Genomic DNA, 26,237 nt, shown 5'->3' with positions numbered 1-26,237 from the left:
CGGCGCCGCGGGGCCGGGGGCCGGGCCGGCGCCGCGGCGCCGCGCCGGACCCGGGGCACGGGGTCCTGCCCACGGCTCGGCAGCAGGAGCGGAAGACTGGCGGATCGGCGGCGGTACGCTCGGGTTGTGTCATCCAGCTCATCGGAAGGGTCTGCCGGGCAGCCCTCGTCTCGGCCGCGGCGCCGATGGCGGCGTGTGCTGGCCTGGACGCTCGGATCGCTCGCCGTCCTCCTTCTGCTCGCCGTGGGCGGGCTCGTCATCTGGAGCCAGGTCGGGGTGATGCAGGCCGAGGCCGCTCCGCTCGCCGAGGTGCAGAGCAACCCCGACGTTTCCTTCACCGACACCTCGACCGCGATCATCCTCGAACCCGCCGACGGGCCGGGCGAGGTGGGGCTGGTCTACATCCCTGGCGCGAAGGTCGAGGCCGCGGCGTACGCAGCGACGATGGCCGAGGTCGTCGCCGAGGACGGCGTGACAGTCGTCATCACGAAGCCCTGGCTGAACCTCGCTTTCTTCGACCTGCGGCCGCTGTCGACCTTCACCGACCTCGTGCCCGGGGTTGATGAGTGGATCGTCGGTGGCCATTCGCTCGGCGGGGTGCGGGCCTGCCAGCTCGCCGGCGACGCCGACGCGCTGGCGCTCTTCGCGTCGTATTGCGCCGGCGACATCTCGGGGTCGGATCTGCCGGTGATCAGCATCGCCGGCAGCGACGACGGGCTGTCGACCCCGGAGAAGATCGCCGAGGCGCGGCCGCTGCTGCCGGACGACGCGGTGCTGAGCGAGATCGAGGGCGCCAATCACGCCGCCTTCGGCGCCTACGGCCCTCAGGCGGGCGACAACGAGGGCTCGATCACGCTGCCCGAGATGCGGTCCGAGCTCGCGGGCCTCCTCGCCCCCTTCGTCGACGCACTCCCCCGCTGACCCGCCCGCGCGCCGGGGCGGGTCGTCCCGAACTCCTGCACAACGTCACCAGCGCGCCCCGGATTGCCCTTCCCTCGGCGTTCGCGGTCGATTCTGCAGGAGTTGGAGACACGAGCCGGGTTGCCTGCATCTGTCCTCCACAGCGCGGCGCACCGCGCACCTTGTCCACGGGTCTCCTCCGAGAGAACGCATGATCGTCCCGCGGCCGTGAAATGGACGTGTGGTCGACCCTCACCTCACCCCGTCGCAGGTTCTTTCCGCGACCTTCCTCAGCACGCGGGGACTCGAGAAGCGCGGGCTCCACAAGCGGATGATCCGACGGCTGGTTTCGGAGGGACGCCTCATCCGGCTTCGCAGGGGCCGGTACGCTGATCCGCGCTCGCACCCGCACGTCCTCGACGCCGGCCGCGCGGGAGGTCGCCTCGATTGCGTCTCTCTTCTCGCAACCCTCGGCGTCTTCGTGCGCGAGCGCCCAGGGCTGCACATCCAGTTCGACCGCACGGCCAGCCGCATCCCGGTCCGTCGACCCGAGTTCACCGCTCACTGGCGGAGCGGCGGCGAGCTCTTCGACAACCTCACCACCGACCTCATCGGCGCGCTGACCCAGGCGGTGAAGTGTCAATCCCCGCGGGACGCGATCGCGACCCTCGACAGCGCGTGGCACCTCGGTCTCGTCGATGAAGATCAGATCGCCGAAGTGTTCAGCCGCCTCCCGCGTCGCTATCGGGCCCTCCGACGACTCCTCGATCGCCGCATGGAATCGGGGCCCGAGACGCTCGTCCGCCTGATCTTGCGCGGGCTGGGGTGTGAGGTCGACGTCCAGGTCCACATCTCCGGCGTCGGGCGGGTGGACTTCGTCGTCGACGGGTGGCTCATCATCGAATGCGACAGCAAAGCCCATCACGAGGGGTGGGACGCTCAGCGACGTGATCGGCGCCGCGACCTCGCCGCCGCTGCGCTCGGCTACACCACGATCCGCCCGCTGGCCGAAGACGTTCTCTACGCCTACGACGCCACGGCGACGGCCCTCAGGGCCGTCATTCTCACGGGCCGGGCGCGGAACGCGTCCCTGACTCCTGCACATCGCCGTCGGCGACCCGAAAATCCGGGATCCGGGGCCAAAATCGACGTTTCTGCAGGAGTTGGGGACGCCGCGCCCACGCGTCAGCGGTCGAAGCCGTCGGAGATGAGGTCGATCAGCTCCTCGCGCTGCTCCACGGGGAGGAACGCGCCTGCGGCCGCGTTCATCTGGAACGCCTCGAGGTCGTCCAGCCCGTAGTCGAAGGCCTCAGCGAGGAGCGCGAGCTCGCGGGTCAGCGATGTGCGGCTCATGAGCCGGTTGTCGACGTTGACCGTCACCGCGAAACCCAGCTGGTAGAGCAGGTCGAACGGGTGGTCTTCGAGGTCGGTGCCCCACCGCTGGATCGCGCCGGTCTGCAGGTTCGACGACGGCGACAGCTCGAGCGGGATCTCGCGGTCACGCACCCACCGCGCGAGGTCGCCGAACTCCACGAGCACCTCTTCGCCCGACCGCTGCACGATGTCGAGGTCTTCGGCGATGCGCACACCGTGCCCAAGACGCAGGGCGCGTCCGTCGAGGAGGGCCGACCGGATCGACTCGAGCCCCGCCGCCTCGCCGGCGTGCACGGTGACGGGGAAGAACTGGCCGGCGAGGTAGTCGAACGCCTTGCGGTGTCGCGACGGGAGGAAGCCGTCCTCGGGGCCGGCGATGTCGAACCCGACGGCGCCGCGCCCCCGCCACTCCACCGCGAGCCGAGCGATCTCGTGCGACCGGTCGGTGTGGCGCATGGCGGTGATGAGCTGTCCGACACGGATGTCGCGCCCCGCGTCGGCGGCGAGATCCTCGCCCTCCTCGATGCCGTCCTGCACCGCCTCCACGACCTCGTCGAGGGTGAGGCCGCCGCCCAGGTGCTGCTCGGGCGCCCACCGCACCTCGCCGTAGATCACGCCGTCGGCGGCGAGGTCCTCGACGAACTCACGCGCCACCCGCGTGAGGCCTTCGCGGGTCTGCAGCACCGACAGGGTGACGTCGAAGGTCTTGAGGTACTCCACCAGCGACCCCGAGTCGCTCTTCTCGGCGAACCACTCCCCCAGCGCCTCGGCGTCGTCCTCGGGCAGGTCGACGTCGGCGTCGTCGGCGAGCTCCACGATCGTGGCGGGGCGCAGGCCGCCGTCGAGGTGGTCGTGCAGGGAGATCTTGGGCAGGCTCCGCAGAGACACACCCTCCAGCTGGGCGTCACCGTGCTGATCGATGGCCATCGTGTTCCTCCGGGGGTTGGTGCGGGCGGCGAATCAGATCGAGTCGGCGGTGATGCGTTCGCGAACGAGGGATGACGCGGCAGGCGCGTCTTCGCCAATGTCCCACGCCCCCTCGATGGCGTCCAGTGCCCGGGCGAAACGCGCCGGGTCGTCGGCCGAGAGGGTGAAGACGGGTGCGCCCGGGGCGACCTCGTCGCCGGGCTTGACGTGCAGGTCGATGCCGGCCGCGTGGATGACGGCGTCCTCGGCTCGTGCGCGGCCCGCCCCCAAGCGCCAGGCGGCGATGCCGAAGGGCAGCGCCTCCATGCGGGTGACGATGCCCCCGCGCGGCGCGGTGACGGTGTGCGTCTCGCGGGCCGTGGGAAGTGCCGCGTCGGGATCGCCGTCCTGGGCCCGGATCATCGCCCGCCAGACGTCCATCGCCCGACCGTCCTGCAGTGCGGCCTCCACATCGGCGTCGGGCTGACCGGCGAGGGCGAGCATCTCGCGCGCCAGCGCGACGGTCAGTTCCACGACGTCGGCGGGACCCCCTCCGGCGAGCACCTCGACGGATTCGCGCACCTCGTTGGCGTTGCCGATCGCAAGACCCAGCGGCGTGTTCATGTCGGTGAGGAGTGCCGTGGTGGCGACCCCCGAATCGGTGCCGAGCCCGACCATCGTGCGCGCCAGCTCGCGGGCGCGGTCGATGTCCTGCATGAACGCGCCCGAGCCGAACTTCACGTCCAGCACCAGCGCGGCCGTCCCCTCCGCGATCTTCTTGGACATGATGCTCGACGCGATGAGCGGGATCGCCTCGACGGTGCCGGTGACATCACGCAGCGCATAGAGGCGCTTGTCCGCCGGCGCCAGCCCCGAGCCCGCGGCGCAGATGACCGCTCCGACGTCGCGCAGCTGCGCGTGGAGTTCCTCGTTCGACAGCGCCGCGCGCCATCCGGGGATCGACTCCAGCTTGTCGAGGGTTCCGCCGGTGTGCCCGAGCCCGCGGCCGGAGAGCTGCGGGACAGCCACGCCGAAGGCCGCGACCAGCGGTGCGAGGGGAAGGGTGATCTTGTCGCCGACTCCACCCGTGGAGTGCTTGTCGACCGTGGTCTTGCCGAGCCCGTCGAAGCTCATCCGCTCGCCGGAGGCGATCATCGCGTCGGTCATCACGCGGATCTCATCCCGCGACATGCCGTTGAGCAGCACCGCCATCGTGAACGCCGACATCTGCGCGTCCATGACGTAGCCGCGAGTGTAGGCATCGATCATCCACCGCAGCGCATCTTCGGGAACGGCGCCCCCGTCGCGCTTGGCGCGGATGACATCGACGGCGTCGAAGGGCTCGGGTGCACCGGCGCGGCTCATCGCGCCGACTCCGACTCGCGGTTCGGCCGCGCCTCGAGATCGCGCGGGCCGAAGGCATCGGGCAGCACCTCGTCGATGGTGCGGATGCCCGAGACGGTCTCCAGCAGCATCCCGGGGATCGCATGCTCGAACAGCAGCTGCCGGCAGCGACCGCACGGCATGATCGTCTCGCCCTCGCCGTTGACGCACAGGAAGGCGACGAGCTGGCCGCCGCCGGACATGTGAAGCTCTGACACCAGCCCGCATTCGGCGCAGAGGGTGACGCCGTACGAGGCGTTCTCGACGTTGCATCCCGCCACCACGCGCCCGTCGGAGACGAGCGCCGCCGCGCCCACGCGATAGCGCGAGTACGGGGCGTAGGCCCGCGCTGCCGCCTCGTTGGCGACGCTTCTCAGGTGGTCCCAGTCGATGTCGACCGGGACCTGATCGTCATGGTCGTCGGATGACGCGTCCCAGCCGCGTCCGGATCGTCGTGCCACACTCACCCCTTGATGTACGGCTTGCCCGCCGCCGCGGGTCCGCGCACCTGGCCGGCGAAGCCGACCACCGCCAGGACCGTCACGACGTACGGCAGCATCGCCATGAATTCCGACGGGATCGGCGATCCCAGGTTGGTCAGGAGCGTCCGCAGGTTCGTGGCGAACCCGAACAGCAGCGCCGCCAGCGAGGCCTTCACCGGATCCCAGCCACCGAAGATCACGGCGGCCAGCGCGATGAAGCCGAGGCCCCCGGTCATCTCCTTGTCGAAGGACCCCACCGAGCCGAGCGTGAAGTACGCCCCGCCGATGCCGGCAACGGCACCGGCGAGGAGGACGTTCCAGAAGCGGGTCGGGTTCACCCGGATGCCGACGGTGTCGGCGGCCTGCGGATGTTCGCCCACCGCGCGGAGGCGCAGACCCCAGCGCGTCTTGTACAGGCCCCACGCCACGAGCGGCACGGCGATGTACATGATGTAGACGATCAGGGTCTGGTTGAACACGACCGGCCCGATGACCGGGATGTCGGAGAGGAACGGGATCGCCCACCGCGGGAAGCGCGGCGGGGAGTTCAGCGCCTCGGAGTTCGGGGTCAGAAGCGCCCCGTGCAGGAAGCTCGTGAGGCCCGTGATGAGGACGTTCAGCACCACACCGACGATGACCTGATCGACGAGGTACTTGATCGAGAACGCCGCGAGCACCGAGGCCACGAGCGCTCCCGCCAGCATCGCCGCGACGAGCCCGAGGAGGAACGAGCCGGTGATCGAGGCGACGATCGCCGACGAGAACGCCGCGAAGAGGAACTGCGCCTCGATCGCGACGTTGACCACGCCCGCGCGCTCGCCGATGACGCCGCCGAGCGCGCCGAACACCAGCGGCACCGACAGGGAGACCGCCCCGAAGAGCAGACCTGTGACGGGGACCAGCCCATCGGCGGCCGACCAGGTGAGGAAGGCGAACACGGCCACGAATGCGAAGACGATCGGGAGCCACAGTCCGGGGCGCCGGTAGGTGTAGGCGGCCCACACCGCGTACGCGGTCATGATCACCAGCAGCACGAAGCACACCGCGACGGTGGCGAAGGTCGGAAGACCGATGTCGCCGAGGTCGACCGTCGACGTGCGGTCGCCGAGGCGATAGGTGCTGATGCCGTCGCGCGGGAAGGCGAAGGCCATGATGCCGATGAGGACGGTGGCGACGGCGAGGGAGATCGCGAGCTTCCAACGCCGCTGGCGCACGGTCTGACGGGTGATGACCTCGTCGGCCTCGGCGGGGGCGGGGTTCACGGTCGCAGTGCTCATGCGCTCACCTCCTCCTTGCGTGCGGGTGCGGACGGGTTCTTCGCGGCGGCCTTCGCGGCACGGCGCGCGCGCCGGCCGGCCGAGAGCTCGCCGGGGTCCTTCGGGAGGAAGAAGATCGTCCTCACCAGGGGCGGTGCGGCGATGAAGAGCACGATGAGCGCCTGGACGACCACGACGATGTCGACGGGAATCCCCTCGGACACCTGCATCGTGAAGCTGCCGGCCTTCAGGGCTCCGAACAGGATGCCGGCGGCGAAGACGCCCCACGCCCTGCTGCGACCGAGCAGCGCGACGGTGATCGCGTCGAAGCCGATGCCCGCATCGATGCCGTTGCCGAAGCCGCTGGTGATCGTCCCCGAGATCTGATTGACCCCGGCGAGCCCCGCCAGTCCCCCGGCGAAGGCCATCGCGTAGATGATGATCCGCTCGACGTTGATACCGGCCGCGCGCGCGGCGAACGGGTTCTCTCCCACCGCCCGCATCCGGAAGCCGAGGCTCGACCGCTCGACGAGCCACCAGACGAAGATCGTCGCGCCGATCGCGACGATGAATCCCCAGTTCACCGTGAGCGGCGCACCGAACAGGCTCGGGAACTGCGCCGAGGCCGGGGTGGGCGACGAGATCGGCTGCGACCCGCCGGGACGCTGCAGCAGACCCGGGGTGTTCAGAAGCCAGGAGAGGAAGTAGAACGCCACGAAGTTGAGCATGATCGTGAGGATCACTTCGTTCGCTCCGGTGCGCGCTTTGAGCAGACCCACGAGGCCGCCCCAGATCATGCCGCCCACGATGCCGGCCGCGATCGTCAGCGGCAGGTGGATGAACAGCGGGGCGCTGATGCCGGTGGCCACGAAGGCGGCGGTCGTCACGCCGATGAGCATCTGACCGCGGGCGCCGATGTTGAACAGCCCGACGCGGAACGCCAGACCCACGCCCAGGCCCGCCGCGATCAGCGGCGTGGCGAAGTTCAGGGTGTCGGTGATCGGCTTGATCGCGCGGACGAACGTCTCCGCCTCGTAATTCCAGATCGCGCCGCGGAACAGCGCGGCGTACGCACCCGCGACCGCGTCCCAGATGGCGACGAGGGTGTCCTGGGGGCGAGCGAAGAAGTAGCCCGACGTCCGCTGGACCTCGGGGTTGGTGAAGGCGACCAGCACCCCTCCGATGAGCATCGCCAGCACGATCGCCAGGACCGTCGCCACCGCGTTGCTGCGGAGGATCTCACGGATGATCTGGTTCTGCCGCGGGGGCGGCGGGATCTCGGCGACCGGCGTCTGCACGCTCGGTTCGCCCTGCGCGGTGCGGGTGATGCCGGGATCGACGCCGGGACCGAGGTTCGTCCCCTCGGGGGGAAGGCCGCTCATGCCGACACCCCCTGCGCGGGAACGGCCTCGGCGGGCAGCTCGCCCGCCATCATCAGGCCGAGGGTCTCACGCGGGGCGTCGCCGGGCACGATGCCGACGATCTTCCCGCGGTACATCACCGCGATGCGGTCGGCGAGGGCTGAGACCTCGTCGAGCTCGGTGGAGACCACGATCACGGGCACCCCCGAGTCGCGGGTGGCGACGATGCGCTTGTGGACGAACTCGATCGACCCGACGTCGATGCCGCGTGTCGGCTGCGAGGCGACGAAGAGGCTCAGGTCGCGACTGAGTTCGCGGGCGAGCACCACCTTCTGCTGGTTCCCACCCGAGAGCCTCCCGGCGGCGAGGTCGGGGCCCTGGGTGCGGATGTCGAACTCCGCGATCCGCTCCTCGGCGAAGGCGCGGAGCACGCCGCGACGAAGGGTCGCCGCGGAGAAGAAGGGCGCGCCGCTGGAACGGTTGAGGATGAGGTTGTCGGCGACGCTGAACTCGCCCACCAGGCCCTCCACCTTGCGGTCTTCGGGGATGAATCCGACGCCTTCGTCGATGATGTGCTTGACCGACTTGCCGGTGAGCTCGCGGTCGTTCAGGCGGATGGAGCCCGTGACCTTGCGCTGGAGGCCGATGATCGCCTCGGTGAGCTCGGTCTGACCGTTTCCCTGCACCCCGGCGATCGCGAGGATCTCGCCGGGCCGCACCTCGAAGCTGACCCCGTCGACGACGATCTGGTCGTGCTCGTCGAGCACGCGGAGGTTGTCGACGACGATTCCCCCGGGGGCGGGCCGGGCCGGCTCCTTCTGAACGGTGAGCTCGACGGCGCGACCGACCATGAGGTTCGCGAGATCGGCGTTGGTGGCGGTGGGCTCGGCCTCCCCCACGATCTTCCCGAGACGCATGACCGTGATGCGGTCGGCGACCTCGCGGACCTCACGGAGCTTGTGGGTGATGAAGACGATCGCCGTGCCGTCATCGCGAAGCTGACGCATGATCGCCATGAGCTCGTCGGTCTCCTGCGGCGTCAGCACCGCGGTCGGCTCGTCGAAGACGAGCACCTTGGCGTCGCGCGAGAGCGCCTTGATGATCTCCACGCGCTGCTGCGCGCCGACCGGCAGGTCGCCGACGAGCGCGTCGGGGTCGATCTGGAAGCCGAACCGTGCCGCCACTTCGCGGACGTGGGCGCGGGCCTTGTCGAGGTCGAGGGCACCGGCGAACCGGGTGTCCTCGTGGCCGAGCATGACGTTCTCGGCGACGGTGAAGACGGGGATGAGCATGAAGTGCTGGTGCACCATGCCGATTCCTGCCGCCATCGCGTCGCCGGGTCCGGTGAAGTGCTGCACCTCGTCGTCGAGGAGGATCTCACCTTCATCGGCGGTGTAGAGGCCGTAGAGGACATTCATGAGAGTCGACTTGCCGGCGCCGTTCTCGCCGAGCAGGCAATGGATCTCTCCGGGCTTGACCACCAGGTCGATGTGGTCGTTCGCCACGAGGGCGCCGAACCGCTTGGTGATGCCCCGAAGTTCGAGCGTCATAGCCGCCAATCTAATCGAGTCGTGAGGCGGCCGGACAGATGCACGCATCTGTCCGGCCGCCGGTGTGTTTCGAAGAGGTGTTACGGCGATGCAGGCGAACGGGCGTCGATCGACCCGTCGATGATGCCCGCGCGGATCTCCTCCAGCTCGTCCGCGAGCGCCGGGTCGACGAGCGACTCGAAGTCGTGGAACGAGGAGATGCCGACGCCGTCGTTCTCGAGCGTGCCGATGAACGGGGTCGGGTCGAACGCGTCGTTCGCTGCCTCGGTCGCGGCTTCGCTCACGGCGACGTCCATGCCCTTGAGGACCGACACGAGCAGGAGTTCGGCGACGCTGGGGTCGGTCTCGTACACGTCGGCGTCGACACCGAGCAGCGCGATGTTGCCGCCCGAGTCGCGGATCGCCTCAGCGGCCGACTGGTAGATCGGTCCACCGACCGGCAACAGGACGTCGGCGCCCTGGTCGATCAGACCCTGCGCGACCTGCTTGGCGGTGTCGTTCGCGAGGAACTCCTCGGTGAACTGGCCCTCCTGGGTCTCCATGTCCCAGCCGACGACCTGGACGTCCTCGCCCTTCTGCTCGTTCCAGTACTCCACGCCCATCTGGAAGCCGTCCATGAAGATGGTCACCGGCGGGATCTTGGCGCCACCGAAGGTGCCGACGATGCCGGACTCGCTGTACGACGCCGAGGCGTAGCCGGCGAGGAACGCGGCCTGCGCGGTGTCGAAGACGAGCGGCTTGATGTTCGGGGCGTCGGTCTCGCCGTCGAAGTCGTTGTCGGCGTAGTCGTCGATGATGGCGTACTCGATGTCGGGGTTGGCCAGAGCCGCCTCGACGGTGGGAGCCGAGAGGAGGAAGCCGACGGAGACGATGAAGTTGCAGCCTTCGGCGGCGAGGTTGTCGAGGTTGGCGGCGTAGTCGCTCTCGGACTGCGACTCGGTCGTCGCGATCTCGAAGCCGAGCTCCTCGGACGCGGCGGTCAGGCCCTCGAGGCCCAGCTGGTTGAACGACTTGTCGTCGAACCCGCCCGCGTCGGAGACCATGCAGGCCTTGAAGTCGGACGTCGCCTCGCCCCCACCGGATGCTTCTCCGGACGGCGCTGCTTCGGGTGCGGCGCCGCAGCCCGCCAGGGCCACGAGCAGGCCCGCGGCGGCGGCAGCGCCAGCGAGCTTCTTGGTGCGTGAGATGGTCAACTCAGCCTCCACATCGATGCCCCGCGTCCTTCACGGGGACTGCACAAAGTTACCTACTGTGACAGCGCACGGGTAGACGTGCTGAGCCGGGCGTACCCAAAGGTTACAAAGACGCAATCTGCGCGTGACCAAAAGAGCGGATGCCGCGCCCCGGCGCCCTGCGCGCGACGCCTGGCGGAATCAGAGGACGTCGCCGCGTCCGGTCAGCTTCAGGGCGTCGACGACGCCCTTCACGCGCTGCGCGTTCTCGCTGGTGGTGACCAGCAGCGCGTCGTCGGTGTCGACGATGACGATGTCCTTGACGCCGATGACGCTGATGATCCGCTGGGTCTGCGAGACGACGATGCCACTGGAGGTGTCGGCGAGGATCCGGGCGTTCTCACCGAGGATGGCGAGGTCGTTGCCGCGTCCGTGCGAGTTGAGCTTGGTGAGGCTGGCGAAGTCGCCGACGTCGTCCCAGTCGAAGTGACCGGGGATGACGGCCAGGCGCCCCGCCGCGGCTGCGGGCTCGGCAACGCTGTAGTCGATGGCGATCTTCTCCAGCGTCGGCCACACCCGGTCGACGACGGGCCCCCGGCGCTCCCGGTCGTCCCACGCCTCGGCGAGTTCGACCAGGCCCGCGTGAAGCTCCGGACGGTTCTCCTCGATCGCGGCGAGAAGCACATCGGCCCGGGAGATGAACATGCCGGCGTTCCACAGGTAGGAGCGGTCGGCGAAGTACTCGCGCGCGGTGTCGAGGTCGGGCTTCTCCACGAAGCGCTCGACGAGCGCTGCCTCCGGCGCCCCGTCGACGATGAGCTCGGAGCTCTTCTTGATGTAGCCGAATCCGATCGACGGCTCCGTCGGCTGGATGCCGAGGGTGCAGATGTATCCCTCGCGCGCGACGGCGATTGCCTGCCGGACTCCCCAATCGAACAGGTGGGCAGGACGGATGACGTGGTCGGCGGCGAACGAGCCGATGATCACGTCGGGCTCGCGGCGGACGAGGATGGCGGCGGCGAGGCCGATCGCGGCCGTGGAGTCACGCGGCTCGGACTCGAGGAAGACGTTCCTGTCGGGAATGCCCGGAAGCTCCCGCTCGACGGCGGCGCGGTGCGCGCGCCCTGTGACCACCGCGATGCGGTCGGGTCCGCTCAGGGGCTCGAGCCGATCCCAGGTGTCGCGCAGCAGCGTCTGCCCCGACCCGGTGAGATCGTGGAGGAACTTCGGGGCGTCGGCCCGCGACAGCGGCCACAGCCGGCTGCCGATGCCGCCGGCGGGGATCACGGCGTAGAAGTCGGCGATGGGTTCAGGCATGGCGACAGGGTATCCGGCCCGTCTTTCCGATCCGGTCCCGCAGCCCCGCGGCGAGCCGGCCCGGAGGCCGCGGACGCGGCATCCCTTGTCTCGATATCGAGACAGTTAGGTTCGCCTCATCGCCGCCCGAAGACCTCCCGCCATAGGATTGGCGTGCGCCCGTGTGACGCCGTGAGGGCCCTGTGTCCCGCGAGGGGCAATGCCCGCCCCGCAACGTGTTCGACCCAGGGAGGACGACCGTGTCAGCACCAGCACGCGTCACGCCGACGGTTTCGGAGACCACCTCGACCGTGCCACGCGGAACGCTCTACCGCGGCCGCGAGGGCATGTGGTCATGGGTGCTGCACCGCATCACCGGTGTGGCCATCTTCTTCTTCCTGCTCGTGCACATCCTCGACACCGCGCTCATCCGGGTCTCCCCCGAGGCGTACGACGCGGTCATCGGCACCTACAAGAACCCGGTCATGGGCGTCGGCGAGGTGGCCCTCGTCGGAGCGATCGCCTACCACGCCTACAACGGGCTGCGGATCATCCTCGTGGACTTCTGGAGCTGGGCCACCCGCCACCAGCGGCAGCTGTGGTGGGGCGTCCTGGGCCTCTGGGTCGTCACGATGCTCGCCTTCACGCCGCGTCACTTGATCAACGTCTTCGCCGAGCTCGGAGGGAACTGATGACCACCGACCTGCTCGCCGCACCCCGGAGCCCCCGCTCGGCCACCCAGCGCCGCCGCGGCAACCTCGAGAAGTGGGGCTGGATCTACATGCGCGCCTCGGGCGTGCTGCTGATCGTCCTCATCTTCGGGCACCTCTTCGTCAACCTGATGGTCGGCGAGGGCATCCGCGGCATCGACTTCGCCTTCGTCGCCGGAAAGTTCGCCACGCCGTTCTGGCAGTGGTGGGATGTCGCGATGCTCTGGCTCGCGCTCATCCACGGCACGAACGGCATGCGCACGATCGTGAACGACTACGTCGCGAACGAGACCACCCGCAAGGTCCTCGTCTACGGCCTCTGGGCGTCTGCGGCGTTCCTCATCCTCCTCGGCACCCTCGTGGTGTTCACCTTCGACCCGTGCCTGGGCCTGAGCAGCACCAGCGCCGACTGGCTGCAGGAGCTGTGCGCCTGATCGGCGTCGCGGTCCAGGGCCCCCTCACCAGAACGGAAGACACCCTCCAGTGAGCACGCAGACCTCCGACAGCGTCGTTCGCGACGGCGTCCACTACCACCAGTTCGACATCGTCATCGTCGGTGCCGGCGGCGCGGGCATGCGAGCCGCGATCGAGGCGGGCTCGGGCGCGAAGACCGCCGTCATCTCCAAGCTCTACCCCACCCGCTCGCACACCGGCGCGGCTCAGGGCGGAATGGCCGCGGCCCTCGCCAACGTCGAAGAGGACTCGTGGGAGTGGCACACCTTCGACACCGTCAAGGGCGGCGACTACCTCGTCGACCAGGACGCGGCCGAGATCTTGGCCAAGGAGGCCATCGACGCCGTCATCGACCTCGAGAACATGGGCCTGCCCTTCAACCGCACGCCCGACGGCAAGATCGACCAGCGCCGATTCGGCGGTCACACCGCCGATCACGGCAAGACCCCCGTGCGCCGCGCCTGCTACGCCGCCGACCGCACCGGGCACATGATCCTGCAGACGCTGTTCCAGAACTGCGTGAAGCTCGGCATCAACTTCTTCAACGAGTTCTACGTCCTCGACCTGCTCACCGTGAAGGACGCCGACGGCAAGACCCAGACCGCCGGCGTCGTCGCCTACGACCTCGCGACCGGCGAGCTGCATGTCTTCCATTCCAAGGCCGTGGTGTTCGCCACCGGCGGTTTCGGCAAGATCTACAAGACGACCTCCAACGCCCACACCCTCACCGGTGACGGTGTCGGGATCGTCTGGCGCAAGGGCCTTCCGCTGGAGGACATGGAGTTCTTCCAGTTCCATCCGACCGGTCTCGCCGGTCTCGGCATCCTCCTCACCGAGGGAGCGCGCGGCGAGGGAGCGATCCTCCGCAACGTCAGCGGCGAGCGTTTCATGGAGCGCTACGCCCCCACGATCAAAGACCTCGCTCCGCGCGACATCATCAGCCGCTGCATGCAGCAGGAGGTCGCCGAGGGCCGCGGCGCCGGCCCCAACCGCGACTACGTGCTGCTGGACTGCACGCACCTGGGCGCCGAGGTGCTCGAGACGAAGCTCCCCGACATCACCGAGTTCGCCCGCACCTACCTCGGTGTCGACCCGGTCGTCGAGCCGGTGCCGGTGATGCCGACGGCGCACTACGCCATGGGCGGCATCCCCACCAACATCAAGGCCGAGGTGCTGGCCGACAACGAGACCGTCGTGCCGGGCCTGTACGCCGCAGGCGAGTGCGCCTGCGTGTCGGTGCACGGGTCGAACCGGCTGGGCACGAACTCCCTGCTCGACATCAACGTCTTCGGCAAGCGCGCCGGCCGCTACGCCGTCGAGTACGCCCAGACCGCCGACTTCGTCCCCCTCCCCGACGACCCCGCCCGCGGCGTGCGCGAGATGATCGAGGGCCTGCGCAACAACGCCGGCACCGAGCGCATCTCGGTGCTGCGCAAGAAGCTGCAGGAGGAGATGGACAAGGGCGCCCAGGTGTTCCGCACCGAGGAATCGCTCGCCCACGTCCTCGACGTCATCGCCGACCTGCGCGAGCGCTACAAGAACATCCACGTCGACGACAAGGGCAAGCGGTTCAACACCGATCTGCTCGAGGCGGTCGAGCTCGGCTTCCTCCTCGACATCGCCGAGGTGGTCGTCGTCACGGCGCGCAACCGCAAGGAGAGCCGCGGCGGCCACATGCGCGACGACTTCCCCACGCGCGACGACGAGAACTACATGCAGCACACGATGGCCTACCTCACGGGCGACCCCACCTCGTCCCACGCCGACGATCACATCACGCTCGGGTGGAAACCCGTGGTCATCACCCGCTACCAGCCGATGGAGAGGAAGTACTGATGTCGACGGTTCTCGACACTCGGACGGATGCCGCAGGCGATCGCGTCGCGGACGGAGAAGACCGCGTCGAGCAGGCGCCGGAAGACACCGGCATCCAGTCGTTCCTGGTCACCTTCAACATCCGCCGCTTCGATCCCGAGGTCGACGACGAGCCGCGCTGGGTCGATTACGACGTGGAGCTGTACTCCACCGACCGCGTGCTCGACGCCCTGCACAAGATCAAGTGGGAGGTCGACGGCTCGCTGACCTTCCGCCGGTCGTGCGCCCACGGCATCTGCGGGTCCGACGCGATGCGCATCAACGGCCGCAACCGCCTGGCCTGCAAGACTCTCATCAAAGACCTCGACATCTCGCAGCCGATCTACGTCGAGGCCATCAAGGGCCTGCCGCTGGAGAAGGACCTCGTGGTCGACATGGAGCCGTTCTTCGCGTCCTACCGCGAGATCAAGCCGTTCCTCATCGCGAACTCCACGCCCGAGCCCGGCAAGGAGCGAATCCAGTCGATCGCCAACCGCGAGATCTTCGACGACACCACCAAGTGCATCCTCTGCGCCGCGTGCACGTCGTCGTGCCCGGTGTTCTGGACCGACGGCCAGTACTTCGGCCCCGCGGCGATCGTCAATGCCCACCGGTTCATCTTCGACTCGCGCGACGACGCCGGTGATGTGCGGCTGGACATCCTGAACGACAAGGAGGGCGTGTGGCGCTGCCGCACCACCTTCAACTGCACCGAGGCCTGCCCTCGCGGCATCGAGGTCACCAAGGCCATCGCAGAGGTCAAGCAGGCGGTCCTGCGCGGGCGCTGACCGTGCGGCGGGGCAGCGGCGAGGACTCCGCCGCGCGCCCCTCGATACAGTGGGCCTGTGACCAGAGGAGCGGATGACGCAGAGCGCGCCGATCCGGATGCCGAGTCGTCGCTGACGTTGACGGCCGCGCAACGGTGGTCCGACACCGAGGGCCGGCTGCGTGAGCGTTTCGACGTTCCCCTCACGCGAGCCACGGAGCTCACCCGACGGACGCTGGCGTGGTTCCCCGTGCGCGTCTGGCGCCACTTCCTGCAGCACAACGGCTTCCTCCTCGCCGCCGGTGTGAGCTACCAGTCCCTCTTCGCGATCTTCGGCGTCATCTACCTCGCCTTCGCGATCGTGGGGCTGTGGCTCGGGGCGTCGAGCGCTGCGATCCAGCGGGCGATCGAGATCATCAACGAGTACATCCCGAACCTCATCAGTGAGAACGGCCTGGTCACACCCGAGCAGGTGGAGGACGTGGCCAACCAGTCGGCGAGCGCCCTCGGGATCACGGGTGCGATCGCGCTCGTGGTGGTCATCTGGACGGCGATCGGATTCATCACCTTCACGCGCCGCGCGGTGCGCGACATCTTCGGGTTGCCCTTCGACCGTCGACCGTACGTGCTGTTGAAGGCCCGCGACTTCGTCGCCGCCGTCATCTTCGGCGTCGCCCTCCTCGCGGGGGCCTCCCTCAGCAGTTTCGCGGTCTGGGCGTTGGAGGGGGTGTTCGACCTCCTCGGTCTGGCGGCGCTGAGCATGGTGACGGATCTGCTCACCCGGCTGCTCTCGCTCAGCGTCTCCTTCGCGATCAACGCCGCCGCCCTCGCCGCGCTCATCCGCTTCCTCACCGGCGCCGCGCTCGGCTGGCGGCGCATCTGGCCGGGGGCGATGCTCGGTGGCGCGGCGATCGTGGTGCTGCAGATCGGCGCGGGTCTGCTGCTGCGCTACACCCCGTCGAATCCGCTGCTGACGACCTTCACGGTCTTCATCGGGTTCCTGCTCTGGTTCCGCCTGAACAGCATCGTGATCCTCGTCGCGGGTGCATGGATCGCCGTGGCGGCGGCCGATCGGAACGTCGCGCTCGCCGAGCTGAGCGAAGAGGAACGCCGTCTCCACGAGCACGAGGCCCTCGTCGTCGCCGCGCGCGTCAGGGTGCGCGACGCCCAGGAGGATCTGGCGACGGCGCCGTGGTTCCGACGGTGGAACGCGGCCCGTACGCTCCGACGCGCCGAGGAGGATCTCGCCGCGCTGGAGGCGTCCCCTCCGCCGCCGGTCAGACGCTCGCTGCTGCTGGAGTGACTCCGCCGCGCACCGACCCGATGTCGGAGCCGCCGGTTAGGCTGGCGGGCGTGTCTCGCCGGGTTCGCATCGCCACCGTCAACGTCAACGGCATCCGCGCCGCCGTCCGCAAGGGGATGACCGAGTGGTTGGCCGACGCCGACGTCGACGTCCTCGCCCTGCAGGAGGTGCGGGCGACGGCCGCCGAGCTGGGGGCCGCGCTCCCCGACTGGGAGATCGTGAACGAGGAGGCGGTGGCCAAGGGCCGCGCCGGAGTTGCGATCGCCACGAAGGTGCCCGCCCTCGAGGTGCGCCGCGGACTCGGCCCCGAGGACGACGATCGCACGGAATGGGCCGGACGGTGGATCGAAGCAGACCTCGACATCGACGGCGAGCGCCTCACCGTCGTCAGCGCCTATGTGCACAGCGGTGAGGCCGACACCCCGCGTCAGGAAGCGAAGTGGGCCTTCCTCGATGCCATGGAGGTGCGGATGCCGCAGCTCGCCGCATCGTCTCCCCTCAGCCTCATCATGGGTGACCTCAATGTCGGACACCGCACCCTCGACATCCGCAATTGGAAGGGCAACGTGAAGAAGGCCGGCTTCCTGCCGCGGGAGCGCGCCTACTTCGACCGGTTCACCGGGCCCGCGGACGAGGAGATCACGGCCAACGACGGCTCGGTGGGCACCGGGCTCGGGTGGGTCGACGTCGGGCGCCGCGCCGCCGGCGAGGTCGACGGCCCCTACACCTGGTGGTCGATGCGCGGACGGGCCTTCGACAACGACGCAGGGTGGCGGATCGACTACCACCTCGCGACGCCCGCGCTCGCGGAGCGGGCGAGCGACTACCGCGTGGTGCGCGCGCCGTCGTGGGATACGCGGTGGAGCGATCACTCGCCGGTCGTCGTGGACTACACACTCGGTCTCTGACCGATCGCCGGCGGGTGGCTCGACGCTCCGCCGACGGCGGGTGAGACATGGCGCCTAGGATTGACGGGTGAAGAAAGCGCGTCTCTACTCCGGCATGCAGCCCTCTGCCGATTCCCTCCAGATCGGCAACTACATCGGGGCGCTCATGCAGTGGCGGGACCTCCAGGAGGCCTACGACGCGTACTTCTCCGTGGTCGATCTGCACGCGCTGACGCAGCCGAACGATCCGGCCGAACTCCGGGAGAAGACCCGCCGCACCGCGGCGCAGTACATCGCCGCCGGCATCGAGCCGTCGAAGTCGACCCTGTACGTGCAGTCCCACGTGCCCGCGCACGCCGAGCTCGCCTGGATCCTGTCGACCATCACCGGATTCGGTGAGGCCGGGCGCATGACCCAGTTCAAGGACAAGACGCAGCGGTACGGGTCGGATGCGACATCCGTCGGCCTCTTCACCTACCCGGTGCTGATGGCCGCCGACATCCTGCTGTACCAGACCGACATCGTGCCGGTCGGCGACGACCAGAAGCAGCACGTCGAGCTCACCCGCGATCTCGCCGAGCGCTTCAACGGCCGCTACAGCGAGGTCTTCCGCGTGCCGGTGCCGGTCATCCAGCAGGAGACGGCCCGAATCTACGACCTGCAGAACCCGCTGGCGAAGATGTCGAAGTCCGCCGAGTCGGAGGCCGGCGTGCTGTGGCTGCTGGAAGATCCGTCGGTCAGCGCGAAGAAGATCATGCGCGCCGTCACCGACAGCGAGGGTACGGTGCGCTACGACCGGGAGAACAAGCCCGGTGTGTCGAACCTGCTGGTGATCTACGCAGCCCTCACCGGGCGCCAGATCGCCTCGATCGAGGACGAGTACGCCGGCCGCGGGTACGGCGATTTCAAGAAGGGCCTCGCCGAGGTCGTCGTCGCCGAGTTCGAGCCGGTGCGCGCCCGCGCGATGGAGCTGCTCAGCGACCCCGCCGAGCTCGACCGTGTGCTGGCCATCAACGCCGCGCGCGCGGCCGAGGTCGCCGACGACACGCTGGCGAAGGTCTACGACAGCGTGGGGCTGCTCCGCCGCGCCTGACGCGCCGCCGGCGCCGTTCCTCGGTCGCTGCCGTCTCCGCCATCGCGGTGGCGAAGATGGTCGCACCGGGCGCCATCGGGCGACCACATCCGCCACCCCGATCCGGCAAGCGGGATCGAGGTGTCGAAGATGGTCGCCTCAGACGCCGCGGCGCGACCACATCCGCCACCCCGATCGGGCGTGCGGGACGAGGTGTCGAAGATGGTCGCCTCAGACGCCGCGGCGCGACCACATGCGCCACCCGGATCGGGCGTGCGGGATCGAAGTGGCGAAGATGGTCGCACCGGGCGCCATCGGGCGACCACATCCGCCACCCCGATCGGGCATGCGCCGCCCGCCGCACTCGCCCCCGCCGTCCCCGCCTCGCCACGCGCCGCGCAACGGCCGCCGCGCGAGGTCATAGGGTGGCGACATGCAGCCCGCCATCCTCCGCACCCGCCGACTGGTGCTGTCGCTGCCGACCCGGGCCGATACCGACGCGGTGTACCACGCGTGTCAGGACCCCGACATCCAGCGCTACACCACCGTGCCCCGGCCATACGTCCGCGAGCACGCCGAGAAGTTCATCGACCTCGTGCCCAAGCAGTGGGCGGAGGGCGTCTCGACCAACTGGGCAATCCGTCACGACGGAGCCCTGGCGGGCATGATCGGCATGCACCGGCTGGGCGCGACCGAAGGATGCGGTGAGATCGGGTTCTGGATGGCCGCGCCCTTCCGCGGCAAGGGCCTGCTGGCCGAGGCTGCGACGGCCGTGCTCGACTTCGCCTTCGCCCCGCAGGGGCTCGACCTCGTTCGGGTGGAATGGCGAGCGGTCGCCGGCAACGTCGGTTCGGCGTCCGCGGCCCGCGCGGTCGGGTTCCGCTACGAGGGGCTGCTCCGCCAGGCGCTCGTCGGGCCGGGCGGACGCGACGACGGCTGGGTCGCGGGCATCCTCCGCACCGACGACCGCTCTCCCGTCCCCTGGCCGGTGCTGCACCCCTGACTCAGGCCGTCCCCGCGTGCCAGGATGAGGGGATGCCGGAGATGCCCGAGGTGCAGGGACTGGTCGAGTTCCTTGGCGGCCGCCTGATCGATCACACCGTCACCCGCGCCACCGTCGCGAACATCGCCGCCCTGAAGACCTACGACCCGCCCATCACCGCGCTGGTCGGCGCCACCGTGACCGGCGTCGCGCGCCACGGCAAGTTCATCGACATCGCCACCGCCGCCACGGGGGAGGACAGCGGCACCGCCGCAGCACCCCACCTCGTCTTCCACCTCGCCAAAGCCGGCTGGCTGCGGTGGTACGACGCCCTCCCGTCGACGGTGATCCGCCCCGGGAAGACCCCCATCGCCCTCCGTGTCGGCTTTGACGACGGCTCGGGCTTCGACCTCACCGAGGCCGGGACGAAGAAGTCGCTCGCCGTCTCGGTCGTCCGAGACCCGGAGGAGGTTCCCGGCGTCGCGCGGCTCGGACCCGATCCGCTCGACCCCGCCTTCGACCGCGACGCCTTCGCAGCGCTCCTCGCCGGACGTCGCACCCAGATCAAGGGGGTGCTGCGCGACCAGTCGATCATCGCGGGTGTCGGCAACGCCTACTCCGACGAGATCCTGCACGCCGCGAAGATGTCGCCGTACGCCCTCGCCGCCGGCCTGGACGACGTCGAGATCGACCGGCTGTACCAGGCGATGACGGACACCCTCGCGGAGGCGTTGGCCGCGGCATCCGGAAAACCACCCGCCGATCTGAAGGATGCCAAGCGGCGGGGGATGCGGGTGCACGGCCGTCGCGGGCAGGCATGCCCCGTCTGCGGCGACGAGGTGCGCAGCGTCTTCTTCGCCGACAACTCGTTGGAGTACTGCCCCACGTGCCAGACGGGCGGGAAGATCCTCGCCGACCGGCGGCTCTCACGGCTTCTCAAATGACGCCGGCGTGAAAGAAGACGGGGAGGCCGCCGCAGCGACCTCCCCGTTGTTCACACACGCATCACGACACGTCTTCGTCGACCCAGTCGAAGGTCTTGGTGACGGCCTTCTTCCAGTTGCGCAGCAGACGGTCGCGCTCGGCGTCATCCATCTTCGGCTCCCAGCGGCGGTCCTCCTGCCAGTTCTTGGACAGGTCGTCCAGGCCCGACCAGAACCCGACGGCCAACCCCGCCGCGTAGGCGGCACCGAGGGCCGTGGTCTCGGCGACCACGGGGCGGACGACGGGCACGCCGAGGATGTCGGCCTGGAACTGCATCAGCAGGTCGTTGGCGATCATGCCGCCGTCGACCTTCAGCTCCGTCAGCGGCACCCCCGAGTCGGCGTTGACCGCATCGATCACCTCGCGGGTCTGGAAGGCCGTGGCCTCCAGCGCCGCGCGGGCGATGTGCCCCTTGTTGACGTACCGGGTGAGACCCACCAGCGCACCGCGTGCGTCGGGACGCCAGTACGGCGCGAACAGACCCGAGAACGCGGGGACGAAGTACGCCCCGCCGTTGTCCTCGACGCTCGCCGCGAGGGTCTCCACCTCCGGCGCGGAGGAGATGATGCCGAGGTTGTCACGGAGCCACTGCACGAGCGAACCGGTGACGGCGATCGAACCCTCCAGGGCGTAGTGGGCCGGCTCGTCGCCGAGCTTGTAGCCGAGGGTGGTCAGCAGACCGTTCTGCGAGTGGACGATCTCGGTGTCGGTGTTGAAGATGATGAAGTTGCCCGTGCCGTAGGTGTTCTTCGCCTCCCCCTGCTCGAACGCCGCCTGACCGAAGGTCGCGGCCTGCTGGTCGCCGAGGATGCCGGCGATCGGGGTCTCGCGCAGCAGGCTCGAGCTCTCGGCGTGGCCGTAGACCTCGGACGAGCTGCGGATCTCGGGCATCATCGACAGCGGCACTCCGAACGTGTCGAGGATGTCCTCCCGCCACGTCAGGGTCTCGAGGTCCATGAACATCGTCCGGGAGGCGTTCGTCACATCGGTGGCGTGCACACCGCCGTCGACGCCGCCGGTGAGATTCCACAGCACCCAGGTGTCGGTCGTCCCGAACAGGAGGTCGCCACGCTCGGCGCGCTCGCGTGCACCCTCGACGTTGTCGAGGATCCAGACGATCTTCGTCCCCGAGAAGTAGGTCGCCAGCGGCAGGCCCACGACCGACTTGAACCGCTCGGTGCCGCCGTCGGCGGCGAGCTTGTCGACGATGCCCTGCGTGCGCGTGTCCTGCCAGACGATGGCGTTGTAGACGGGCTCACCGGTGTTCTTGTCCCAGACCACGGCGGTCTCGCGCTGGTTGGTGATGCCGATCGCCGCGATGTCGTGACGCGTGAGGTCGGCCTTCGACAGCGCCTGGCCGATCACCTCACGGGTGTTCCGCCAGATCTCCATGGGGTCGTGCTCGACCCACCCGGCCCTCGGGAAGATCTGCTCGTGCTCGAGCTGACCGCTCTGGATGATGCTTCCGGACTTGTCGAAGATGATCGCCCGGGTGGACGTGGTGCCCTGGTCGATCGCGAGGATGTAGTCGGCCATGCGTGATACTCCTTTGTCTCGTTTCGGATGGTTCGTCGTGCGGAGGGGCGGCGGAGCCGCGGATGCCGGGACTCAGCCCAGGATCGGCATGAGCGGGATCGCGGCGAAACCGGCCAGGACACCACCGATGATCGGTCCGACGATCGGCACCCACGCGTAGCTCCAGTCGCTGCCGCCCTTGTTCTTGATCGGCAGGATCGCGTGGGCGATGCGGGGGCCGAGGTCACGCGCAGGGTTGATCGCGTAGCCCGTGGGACCACCGAGCGAGGCGCCGATGCCGACAACGAGCAGTGCGACGGGCAGGGCGCCGAGGGCAGCCAGACCCGAGGGATCGCCGTTGCGGCCGAAGCCGATGACGACGAAGACCAGCACGAAGGTGCCGATGATCTCGGTGACGAGGTTCCAGCCGTAGGTGCGGATGGCGGGGCCGGTCGAGAAGACGCCGAGCTTGGTCGCCGCGTCCTCCTCGGCGTCGAAGTGCTTCTTGTAGGCCGCCCAGGCCAGCACGGCACCGATGAAGGCACCGATCATCTGCGCGCCGATGTACACGAGGATCGAGAGGGGGCCGACCGGCACACCCTGACCGAACTCCGTCGCGCCGTTGGCGACGAGGCCCAGCGTCACCGCGGGGTTCAGGTGCGCCCCCGAGACGTAGGCGACGGTCACACCGGCGAAGACCGCGAGACCCCAGCCGAAGTTCACCAGCAGGAAGCCGCCGGCGAAGCCCTTGGTCTTCGTCAGGGCGACGTTGGCGACGACGCCACAGCCCAGGAGGGTCAGCAGCATCGTGCCGATCACCTCCGAGATGAAGACGATACCCAGATTGTCCACATTGACCTTCTTTCGTCGTGCGGCCCCAATGCCGCGTCAGGGATGGTCGCCGACAAGCGCGCCCCCGGCGACCGGGGCGACATGACCGGCGCCGGAGCGTCGGTCATGACGATCATGAGAGTACGGCGTCCTGCGTCAGATCGACACCATGCCGCTCCGCAAGGAGTCGGGCGCTGGCGGCGACTTCTTCGCCACGCTGCTCGGCGTCCCAGCCGAGCGTGTCGCCGACGACCTCGGCGAGCTCCTGCAGGACCGGCATGGTGACCGATCCCACGAACGCCACGCTCGTGCGTCGCAGCAGCACGTCGATGAGGTGCACGACGTACTCCGTACGCGTGAGATACGCGATCTCACCGGTGCTGTAGTCGGGCAGGGTGCGCAGCGGCCGGTCGTCTTCGGGCAGGGCCTCGATGAGCGCGGCGGCGCGGGTGCCGTAACGCTCGAGGAGCTGATCGGTGCGTGCGGCGTCGAGGTGACCCCGGTGACTCTCGACCCACGTCGCGCGGGCACGCTGCGTACGGGGGTAGCCTTCGGCGCCGCCGATCATGAGGCCTGCGGTGCTGCGCGTCCGGCGGCGTCCGAGAATCCCGAGCACGCGGTCGGAGAGCTGCTCGCCGAGCGCGCGGAACGTCGTCCACTTGCCGCCGACGAGGCTCAGCACCGTGGTCTGCGGGCGCCCCGACGCCGTGGCCTGCTCGACGCGGTAGTCGCGCGAGACGAAGCCGGGCTGGGTGTCGTCGTGGCGCGGGAGGGGTCGCACGCCCGCGAAGCGGTAGACGATCTCGGAGCGGTCGACGGGGATGTCGGGGAAGACATGCGAGACGAGGTCGAAGAAGTAGTCGATCTCTTCCTCGGTGCACACCGCGGGGGTCCGCATGTCGTGGTCGATGTCGGTGGTGCCGATCATCACGCGACCCTTGAGCGGGTAGATGAGGACGATACGCCCGTCTTCATGCTCGAAGAAGATCTCACGTCCACCGGTCGCCTCACGCAGCGCAGGGTTGTCCAGCACGATGTGCGAGCCCTTCGTGCCACCCATGTACGCGGTGTCACGGCCGAGCGACTCGTTGGTGAGGTCGGTCCAAGGTCCGGAGGCGTTGACGACGACGTCGGAGGTGAGGTCGAACTCCTCGCCGGTCACCTCGTCGCGTACGCGCAGACCGGATGCCGACATCCCGACCGCCGACAGATAGTTCGCCGCCCGCGCGTGGGGACCGGCGGCCAGGCCGTCGTAGAGGACGTCGAGCGCGAGACGCTCGGGGTCGTGCATGCTGGCGTCGAAGTAGGTGGCGGTGTACTTCACATCGGTGTTGAGCGAAGGAAGCTCGGAGAGCGAACGCTTGCGGCCGTAGAACCGGTGGCGAGGCACCGCACCGCCGTCTCGCGAGAAGAAGTCGTAGATCGTCAGCCCCACCTTGATCAGCAGCGCACCCCGCTCGGAGGGCTTGCCCTGCTTGTGGGTGAGGAAACGCAAGGGGGCGGAGAACAGACCCGAGAAGGTGGAGAAGATCGGCACCGTCGTGGGCAGGGGGCGCACGTAGTGCGGCGCGGTCTTGATGAGGGCGTTGCGCTCGACGACCGACTCGCGCACGAGGCGGAACTCGCCGTTCTCGAGGTAGCGGATGCCGCCGTGGATCATGTGCGACGACGCGCTCGAGGCTCCTGAGACGAAGTCGTCCCGCTCGACAAGGATCACCTTCACACCCTGCAGCGCCAGATCTCGGAAGGTCGCGATGCCGTTGATGCCGCCGCCGACGATGACGACGTCGGCCGTCGGGTCCGCGGCGATGGCTCGAACGTCAGCGCGCTGCGACGCGGGCTCTGATGTGGCGGGCTGGCTGCTCATCGGGACTCCTCTCACGGTGCCCCTTGCGCGACACCGCATCATCTGGATGAATACATCCTGACCCCGCCCGAACGTCAGTGCAATCATCTTGCACATATGTGCAAAGGAGAGGATGATGCCGAAGTCGGCCGACATCTCGGAGACCGTCCTCCCCGAGCGGACCCGCGACGCTCTGCGTGCCGCGCAGCTGTATTACATGCAGGACCTCACGATGGATGCCATCGCCCGGGAGCTGCGCACTTCGCGGTCATCCGTGTCGCGGCTGCTCAGTCAGGCGCGCGAGACCGGCCTGGTCGAGATCGTCATCCACTCCCCCCTCGAGGGCCCCTCCCGCCTCGCGGCCGACATCCGTGATCGGTTCGGGGTGACGGCTCACATCGTGCCGGTGCCCGACCGCGCCAGCGACGTCGAGCGCCTCGACCGCGTCGCGCTGTCCGCCGCGCGGACCCTGGCGAGCTGGGTCGACTCGAACCAGAGCGTCGGAATCGCGTGGGGCTCCACGATCGGCGCGGTCAGCCGCCACCTGCCGCGGCGCGTGACCCACAACACCGAGGTGGTGCAGCTCAACGGCGCCGGCAACATGCGCACGACGGGCATCATGTACGCCAGCGAGCTGCTGAGCCGATTCGGCGACGCCTTCGGGGCGCAGGTCCACCAGTTCCCCGTGCCGGCCTTCTTCGACGACCCGGCGACCAAGCGGGCGTTCTGGCGCGAGCGCTCGATCCGGCGGGTGCTGGAGATGCAGGCGAGCCTCGACCTCGCGGTCTTCGGCGTCGGCTCCCCCTTCGCCGAGGTGCCGAGCCACGTCTACCAGGGCGGATACCTCGACGCCGAGGACTACCGGGCCCTCAGCCGTGAGCACGTCGTGGGCGACGTCGCGACCGTGTTCTACCGCGCAGACGGATCGAGCGACGGCATCCCCCTGAACGAACGTGCGACGGGACCGGACTTCTCGGTTCTGCGCCGCGCGCCCCGGCGCGTCGGGATCGTCGCCGGTCGCGCGAAGGTGCCGAGCCTTCGCGGCGCTCTGCGCGCCGGTCTCATCACCGACGTCATCCTCGACGAGTCCACGGCGCGCGAACTCGCCGCGACACCGCCCGACGCCGGACCCTCCCGCCCGCATGCGCGGGAATGAATCCGAGGAGAGCGCGTTGACTACACTCGAGAGCAGCAACGTGCTCCGGGGTCGGTGAGAATCCGAACCGGCGGTGACAGTCCGCGAGCGACGGCGTCACATCCGAAAGGATGTCGCCCGACCTGATCCGGTGGAATTCCGGGACCGACGGTGATGCGAGGCAAGGTCCTCGCGAGTCCGGATGGGAGAAGCACGTCA

The 26,237-nt window shown here is 69.1% G+C and carries 23 protein-coding genes and 1 riboswitch; of the genes, 12 read left to right on the top strand and 11 right to left on the bottom strand.

Annotated features, from left to right (window positions below):
- Positions 1-126: 126 nt before the first annotated feature.
- Positions 127-921 (top strand): alpha/beta hydrolase, encoded by a 795-nt coding sequence (locus FBY40_RS07145; protein WP_141937565.1) that lies wholly within the window; start codon positions 127-129, stop codon positions 919-921.
- 220 nt (positions 922-1,141) lie between these two features.
- Positions 1,142-2,200, top strand: a complete 1,059-nt coding sequence (locus tag FBY40_RS07140; protein WP_160141371.1) for a type IV toxin-antitoxin system AbiEi family antitoxin domain-containing protein — start codon at positions 1,142-1,144, stop codon at positions 2,198-2,200.
- Here FBY40_RS07140 and FBY40_RS07135 read toward each other — a convergent pair.
- From FBY40_RS07135 to FBY40_RS07100, 8 genes are all read right to left on the bottom strand, one after another.
- Complete coding sequence (locus tag FBY40_RS07135) at positions 2,086-3,201, bottom strand: adenosine deaminase (protein WP_141937563.1); 1,116 nt, start codon at positions 3,199-3,201, stop codon at positions 2,086-2,088. The genes FBY40_RS07140 and FBY40_RS07135 overlap by 115 nt on opposite strands.
- 33 nt (positions 3,202-3,234) lie before the next feature.
- Complete coding sequence (locus FBY40_RS07130; RefSeq protein WP_141937562.1) at positions 3,235-4,545, bottom strand: thymidine phosphorylase; 1,311 nt, start codon at positions 4,543-4,545, stop codon at positions 3,235-3,237.
- Positions 4,542-4,955, bottom strand: coding sequence for a cytidine deaminase (locus FBY40_RS07125; protein ID WP_235015067.1), 414 nt, complete (start codon positions 4,953-4,955; stop codon positions 4,542-4,544). Before FBY40_RS07125 ends, FBY40_RS07130 begins: the two co-directional genes overlap by 4 nt.
- Positions 4,956-5,026: 71 nt before the next feature.
- Positions 5,027-6,322 carry an ABC transporter permease gene (locus tag FBY40_RS07120; RefSeq protein WP_141937559.1) on the bottom strand — a complete coding sequence of 432 codons (1,296 nt, stop codon included), beginning with the start codon at positions 6,320-6,322 and terminating at the stop codon, positions 5,027-5,029.
- Positions 6,319-7,683 (bottom strand): ABC transporter permease, encoded by a 1,365-nt coding sequence (locus FBY40_RS07115; protein WP_141937558.1) that lies wholly within the window; start codon positions 7,681-7,683, stop codon positions 6,319-6,321. Before FBY40_RS07115 ends, FBY40_RS07120 begins: the two co-directional genes overlap by 4 nt.
- Positions 7,680-9,212 carry an ABC transporter ATP-binding protein gene (locus FBY40_RS07110; protein ID WP_141937556.1) on the bottom strand — a complete coding sequence of 511 codons (1,533 nt, stop codon included), beginning with the start codon at positions 9,210-9,212 and terminating at the stop codon, positions 7,680-7,682. Before FBY40_RS07110 ends, FBY40_RS07115 begins: the two co-directional genes overlap by 4 nt.
- A gap of 80 nt (positions 9,213-9,292) precedes the next feature.
- Complete coding sequence (locus FBY40_RS07105; protein ID WP_141937555.1) at positions 9,293-10,405, bottom strand: BMP family lipoprotein; 1,113 nt, start codon at positions 10,403-10,405, stop codon at positions 9,293-9,295.
- A 180-nt stretch (positions 10,406-10,585) separates the two neighbouring features.
- A complete protein-coding gene (locus FBY40_RS07100; RefSeq protein ID WP_141937553.1) occupies positions 10,586-11,701 on the bottom strand; it encodes a mannose-1-phosphate guanylyltransferase in 1,116 nt (371 codons plus the stop codon).
- Between the two features lie 239 nt (positions 11,702-11,940).
- On the opposite strand from FBY40_RS07100, the gene sdhC reads away from it, so the two are divergent.
- The 9 genes from sdhC to FBY40_RS07055 all read left to right on the top strand — a co-directional run bounded on the left by sdhC (position 11,941) and on the right by FBY40_RS07055 (position 20,651).
- A complete protein-coding gene (gene sdhC, locus FBY40_RS07095; RefSeq protein WP_141937552.1) occupies positions 11,941-12,372 on the top strand; it encodes a succinate dehydrogenase, cytochrome b556 subunit in 432 nt (143 codons plus the stop codon).
- Positions 12,372-12,824, top strand: coding sequence for a succinate dehydrogenase hydrophobic membrane anchor subunit (locus tag FBY40_RS07090; protein ID WP_124292685.1), 453 nt, complete (start codon positions 12,372-12,374; stop codon positions 12,822-12,824). The genes sdhC and FBY40_RS07090 overlap by 1 nt, the downstream gene beginning before the upstream one ends.
- A gap of 49 nt (positions 12,825-12,873) precedes the next feature.
- A complete protein-coding gene (gene sdhA / locus FBY40_RS07085; RefSeq protein ID WP_141937550.1) occupies positions 12,874-14,679 on the top strand; it encodes a succinate dehydrogenase flavoprotein subunit in 1,806 nt (601 codons plus the stop codon).
- Positions 14,679-15,485, top strand: a complete 807-nt coding sequence (locus FBY40_RS07080) for a succinate dehydrogenase iron-sulfur subunit (RefSeq protein ID WP_235014665.1) — start codon at positions 14,679-14,681, stop codon at positions 15,483-15,485. The genes sdhA and FBY40_RS07080 overlap by 1 nt, the downstream gene beginning before the upstream one ends.
- 57 nt (positions 15,486-15,542) lie before the next feature.
- Positions 15,543-16,766, top strand: a complete 1,224-nt coding sequence (locus FBY40_RS07075; RefSeq protein WP_235014663.1) for a YihY/virulence factor BrkB family protein — start codon at positions 15,543-15,545, stop codon at positions 16,764-16,766.
- A gap of 50 nt (positions 16,767-16,816) precedes the next feature.
- Positions 16,817-17,674, top strand: coding sequence for an exodeoxyribonuclease III (locus tag FBY40_RS07070; protein ID WP_235014660.1), 858 nt, complete (start codon positions 16,817-16,819; stop codon positions 17,672-17,674).
- 67 nt (positions 17,675-17,741) lie between these two features.
- Complete coding sequence (gene trpS, locus FBY40_RS07065; RefSeq protein ID WP_141937549.1) at positions 17,742-18,746, top strand: tryptophan--tRNA ligase; 1,005 nt, start codon at positions 17,742-17,744, stop codon at positions 18,744-18,746.
- A gap of 412 nt (positions 18,747-19,158) precedes the next feature.
- Positions 19,159-19,728 (top strand): GNAT family N-acetyltransferase, encoded by a 570-nt coding sequence (locus FBY40_RS07060; RefSeq protein ID WP_141937547.1) that lies wholly within the window; start codon positions 19,159-19,161, stop codon positions 19,726-19,728.
- 32 nt (positions 19,729-19,760) lie between these two features.
- Entirely contained in the window at positions 19,761-20,651 is an 891-nt protein-coding gene (locus FBY40_RS07055) for an Fpg/Nei family DNA glycosylase (protein ID WP_141937546.1), read from the top strand.
- A 61-nt stretch (positions 20,652-20,712) separates the two neighbouring features.
- Here FBY40_RS07055 and glpK read toward each other — a convergent pair whose 3' ends face one another.
- From glpK to FBY40_RS07040, 3 genes are all read right to left on the bottom strand, one after another.
- Positions 20,713-22,227, bottom strand: a complete 1,515-nt coding sequence (glpK, locus tag FBY40_RS07050) for a glycerol kinase GlpK (protein ID WP_141937544.1) — start codon at positions 22,225-22,227, stop codon at positions 20,713-20,715.
- Positions 22,228-22,299: 72 nt separating this feature from the next.
- On the bottom strand, positions 22,300-23,058 hold the full coding sequence (locus tag FBY40_RS07045) for an MIP/aquaporin family protein (RefSeq protein WP_160141370.1): 759 nt from the start codon (positions 23,056-23,058) through the stop codon (positions 22,300-22,302).
- Between the two features lie 112 nt (positions 23,059-23,170).
- Positions 23,171-24,904: a glycerol-3-phosphate dehydrogenase/oxidase gene (locus tag FBY40_RS07040; protein WP_141937543.1), complete on the bottom strand. Its 1,734-nt coding sequence runs from the start codon at positions 24,902-24,904 to the stop codon at positions 23,171-23,173.
- A gap of 115 nt (positions 24,905-25,019) precedes the next feature.
- On the opposite strand from FBY40_RS07040, the gene FBY40_RS07035 reads away from it, so the two are divergent.
- A complete protein-coding gene (locus FBY40_RS07035; RefSeq protein WP_141937541.1) occupies positions 25,020-26,039 on the top strand; it encodes a sugar-binding transcriptional regulator in 1,020 nt (339 codons plus the stop codon).
- Positions 26,040-26,076: 37 nt separating this feature from the next.
- Positions 26,077-26,236, top strand: a riboswitch (FMN riboswitch).
- The last annotated feature ends 1 nt before the right edge of the window (position 26,237 follow it).

It is taken from the genome of Microbacterium sp. SLBN-154 (assembly GCF_006715565.1).
Classification (GTDB): domain Bacteria; phylum Actinomycetota; class Actinomycetes; order Actinomycetales; family Microbacteriaceae; genus Microbacterium.
Note: the sequence above shows the minus strand (reverse complement) of the source record. Positions and strands in the feature narration are given on the sequence as shown.

What these genes read in the sequence shown, in the direction of transcription:
- FBY40_RS07040 (WP_141937543.1), bottom strand. Translation starts at nt 24,904, where the DNA reads ATGAGCAGCCAGCCCGCCACATCAGAGCCCGCGTCGCAGCGCGCTGAC.
- FBY40_RS07100 (WP_141937553.1), bottom strand. Translation starts at nt 11,701, where the DNA reads ATGCCTGAACCCATCGCCGACTTCTACGCCGTGATCCCCGCCGGCGGC.
- FBY40_RS07115 (WP_141937558.1), bottom strand. Translation starts at nt 7,683, where the DNA reads ATGAGCGGCCTTCCCCCCGAGGGGACGAACCTCGGTCCCGGCGTCGAT.
- FBY40_RS07130 (WP_141937562.1), bottom strand. Translation starts at nt 4,545, where the DNA reads ATGAGCCGCGCCGGTGCACCCGAGCCCTTCGACGCCGTCGATGTCATC.
- FBY40_RS07055 (WP_141937546.1), top strand. Translation starts at nt 19,761, where the DNA reads ATGCCGGAGATGCCCGAGGTGCAGGGACTGGTCGAGTTCCTTGGCGGC.
- FBY40_RS07060 (WP_141937547.1), top strand. Translation starts at nt 19,159, where the DNA reads ATGCAGCCCGCCATCCTCCGCACCCGCCGACTGGTGCTGTCGCTGCCG.
- FBY40_RS07035 (WP_141937541.1), top strand. Translation starts at nt 25,020, where the DNA reads ATGCCGAAGTCGGCCGACATCTCGGAGACCGTCCTCCCCGAGCGGACC.
- FBY40_RS07120 (WP_141937559.1), bottom strand. Translation starts at nt 6,322, where the DNA reads ATGAGCACTGCGACCGTGAACCCCGCCCCCGCCGAGGCCGACGAGGTC.
- FBY40_RS07110 (WP_141937556.1), bottom strand. Translation starts at nt 9,212, where the DNA reads ATGACGCTCGAACTTCGGGGCATCACCAAGCGGTTCGGCGCCCTCGTG.
- FBY40_RS07090 (WP_124292685.1), top strand. Translation starts at nt 12,372, where the DNA reads ATGACCACCGACCTGCTCGCCGCACCCCGGAGCCCCCGCTCGGCCACC.
- FBY40_RS07135 (WP_141937563.1), bottom strand. Translation starts at nt 3,201, where the DNA reads ATGGCCATCGATCAGCACGGTGACGCCCAGCTGGAGGGTGTGTCTCTG.
- FBY40_RS07080 (WP_235014665.1), top strand. Translation starts at nt 14,679, where the DNA reads ATGTCGACGGTTCTCGACACTCGGACGGATGCCGCAGGCGATCGCGTC.
- glpK (WP_141937544.1), bottom strand. Translation starts at nt 22,227, where the DNA reads ATGGCCGACTACATCCTCGCGATCGACCAGGGCACCACGTCCACCCGG.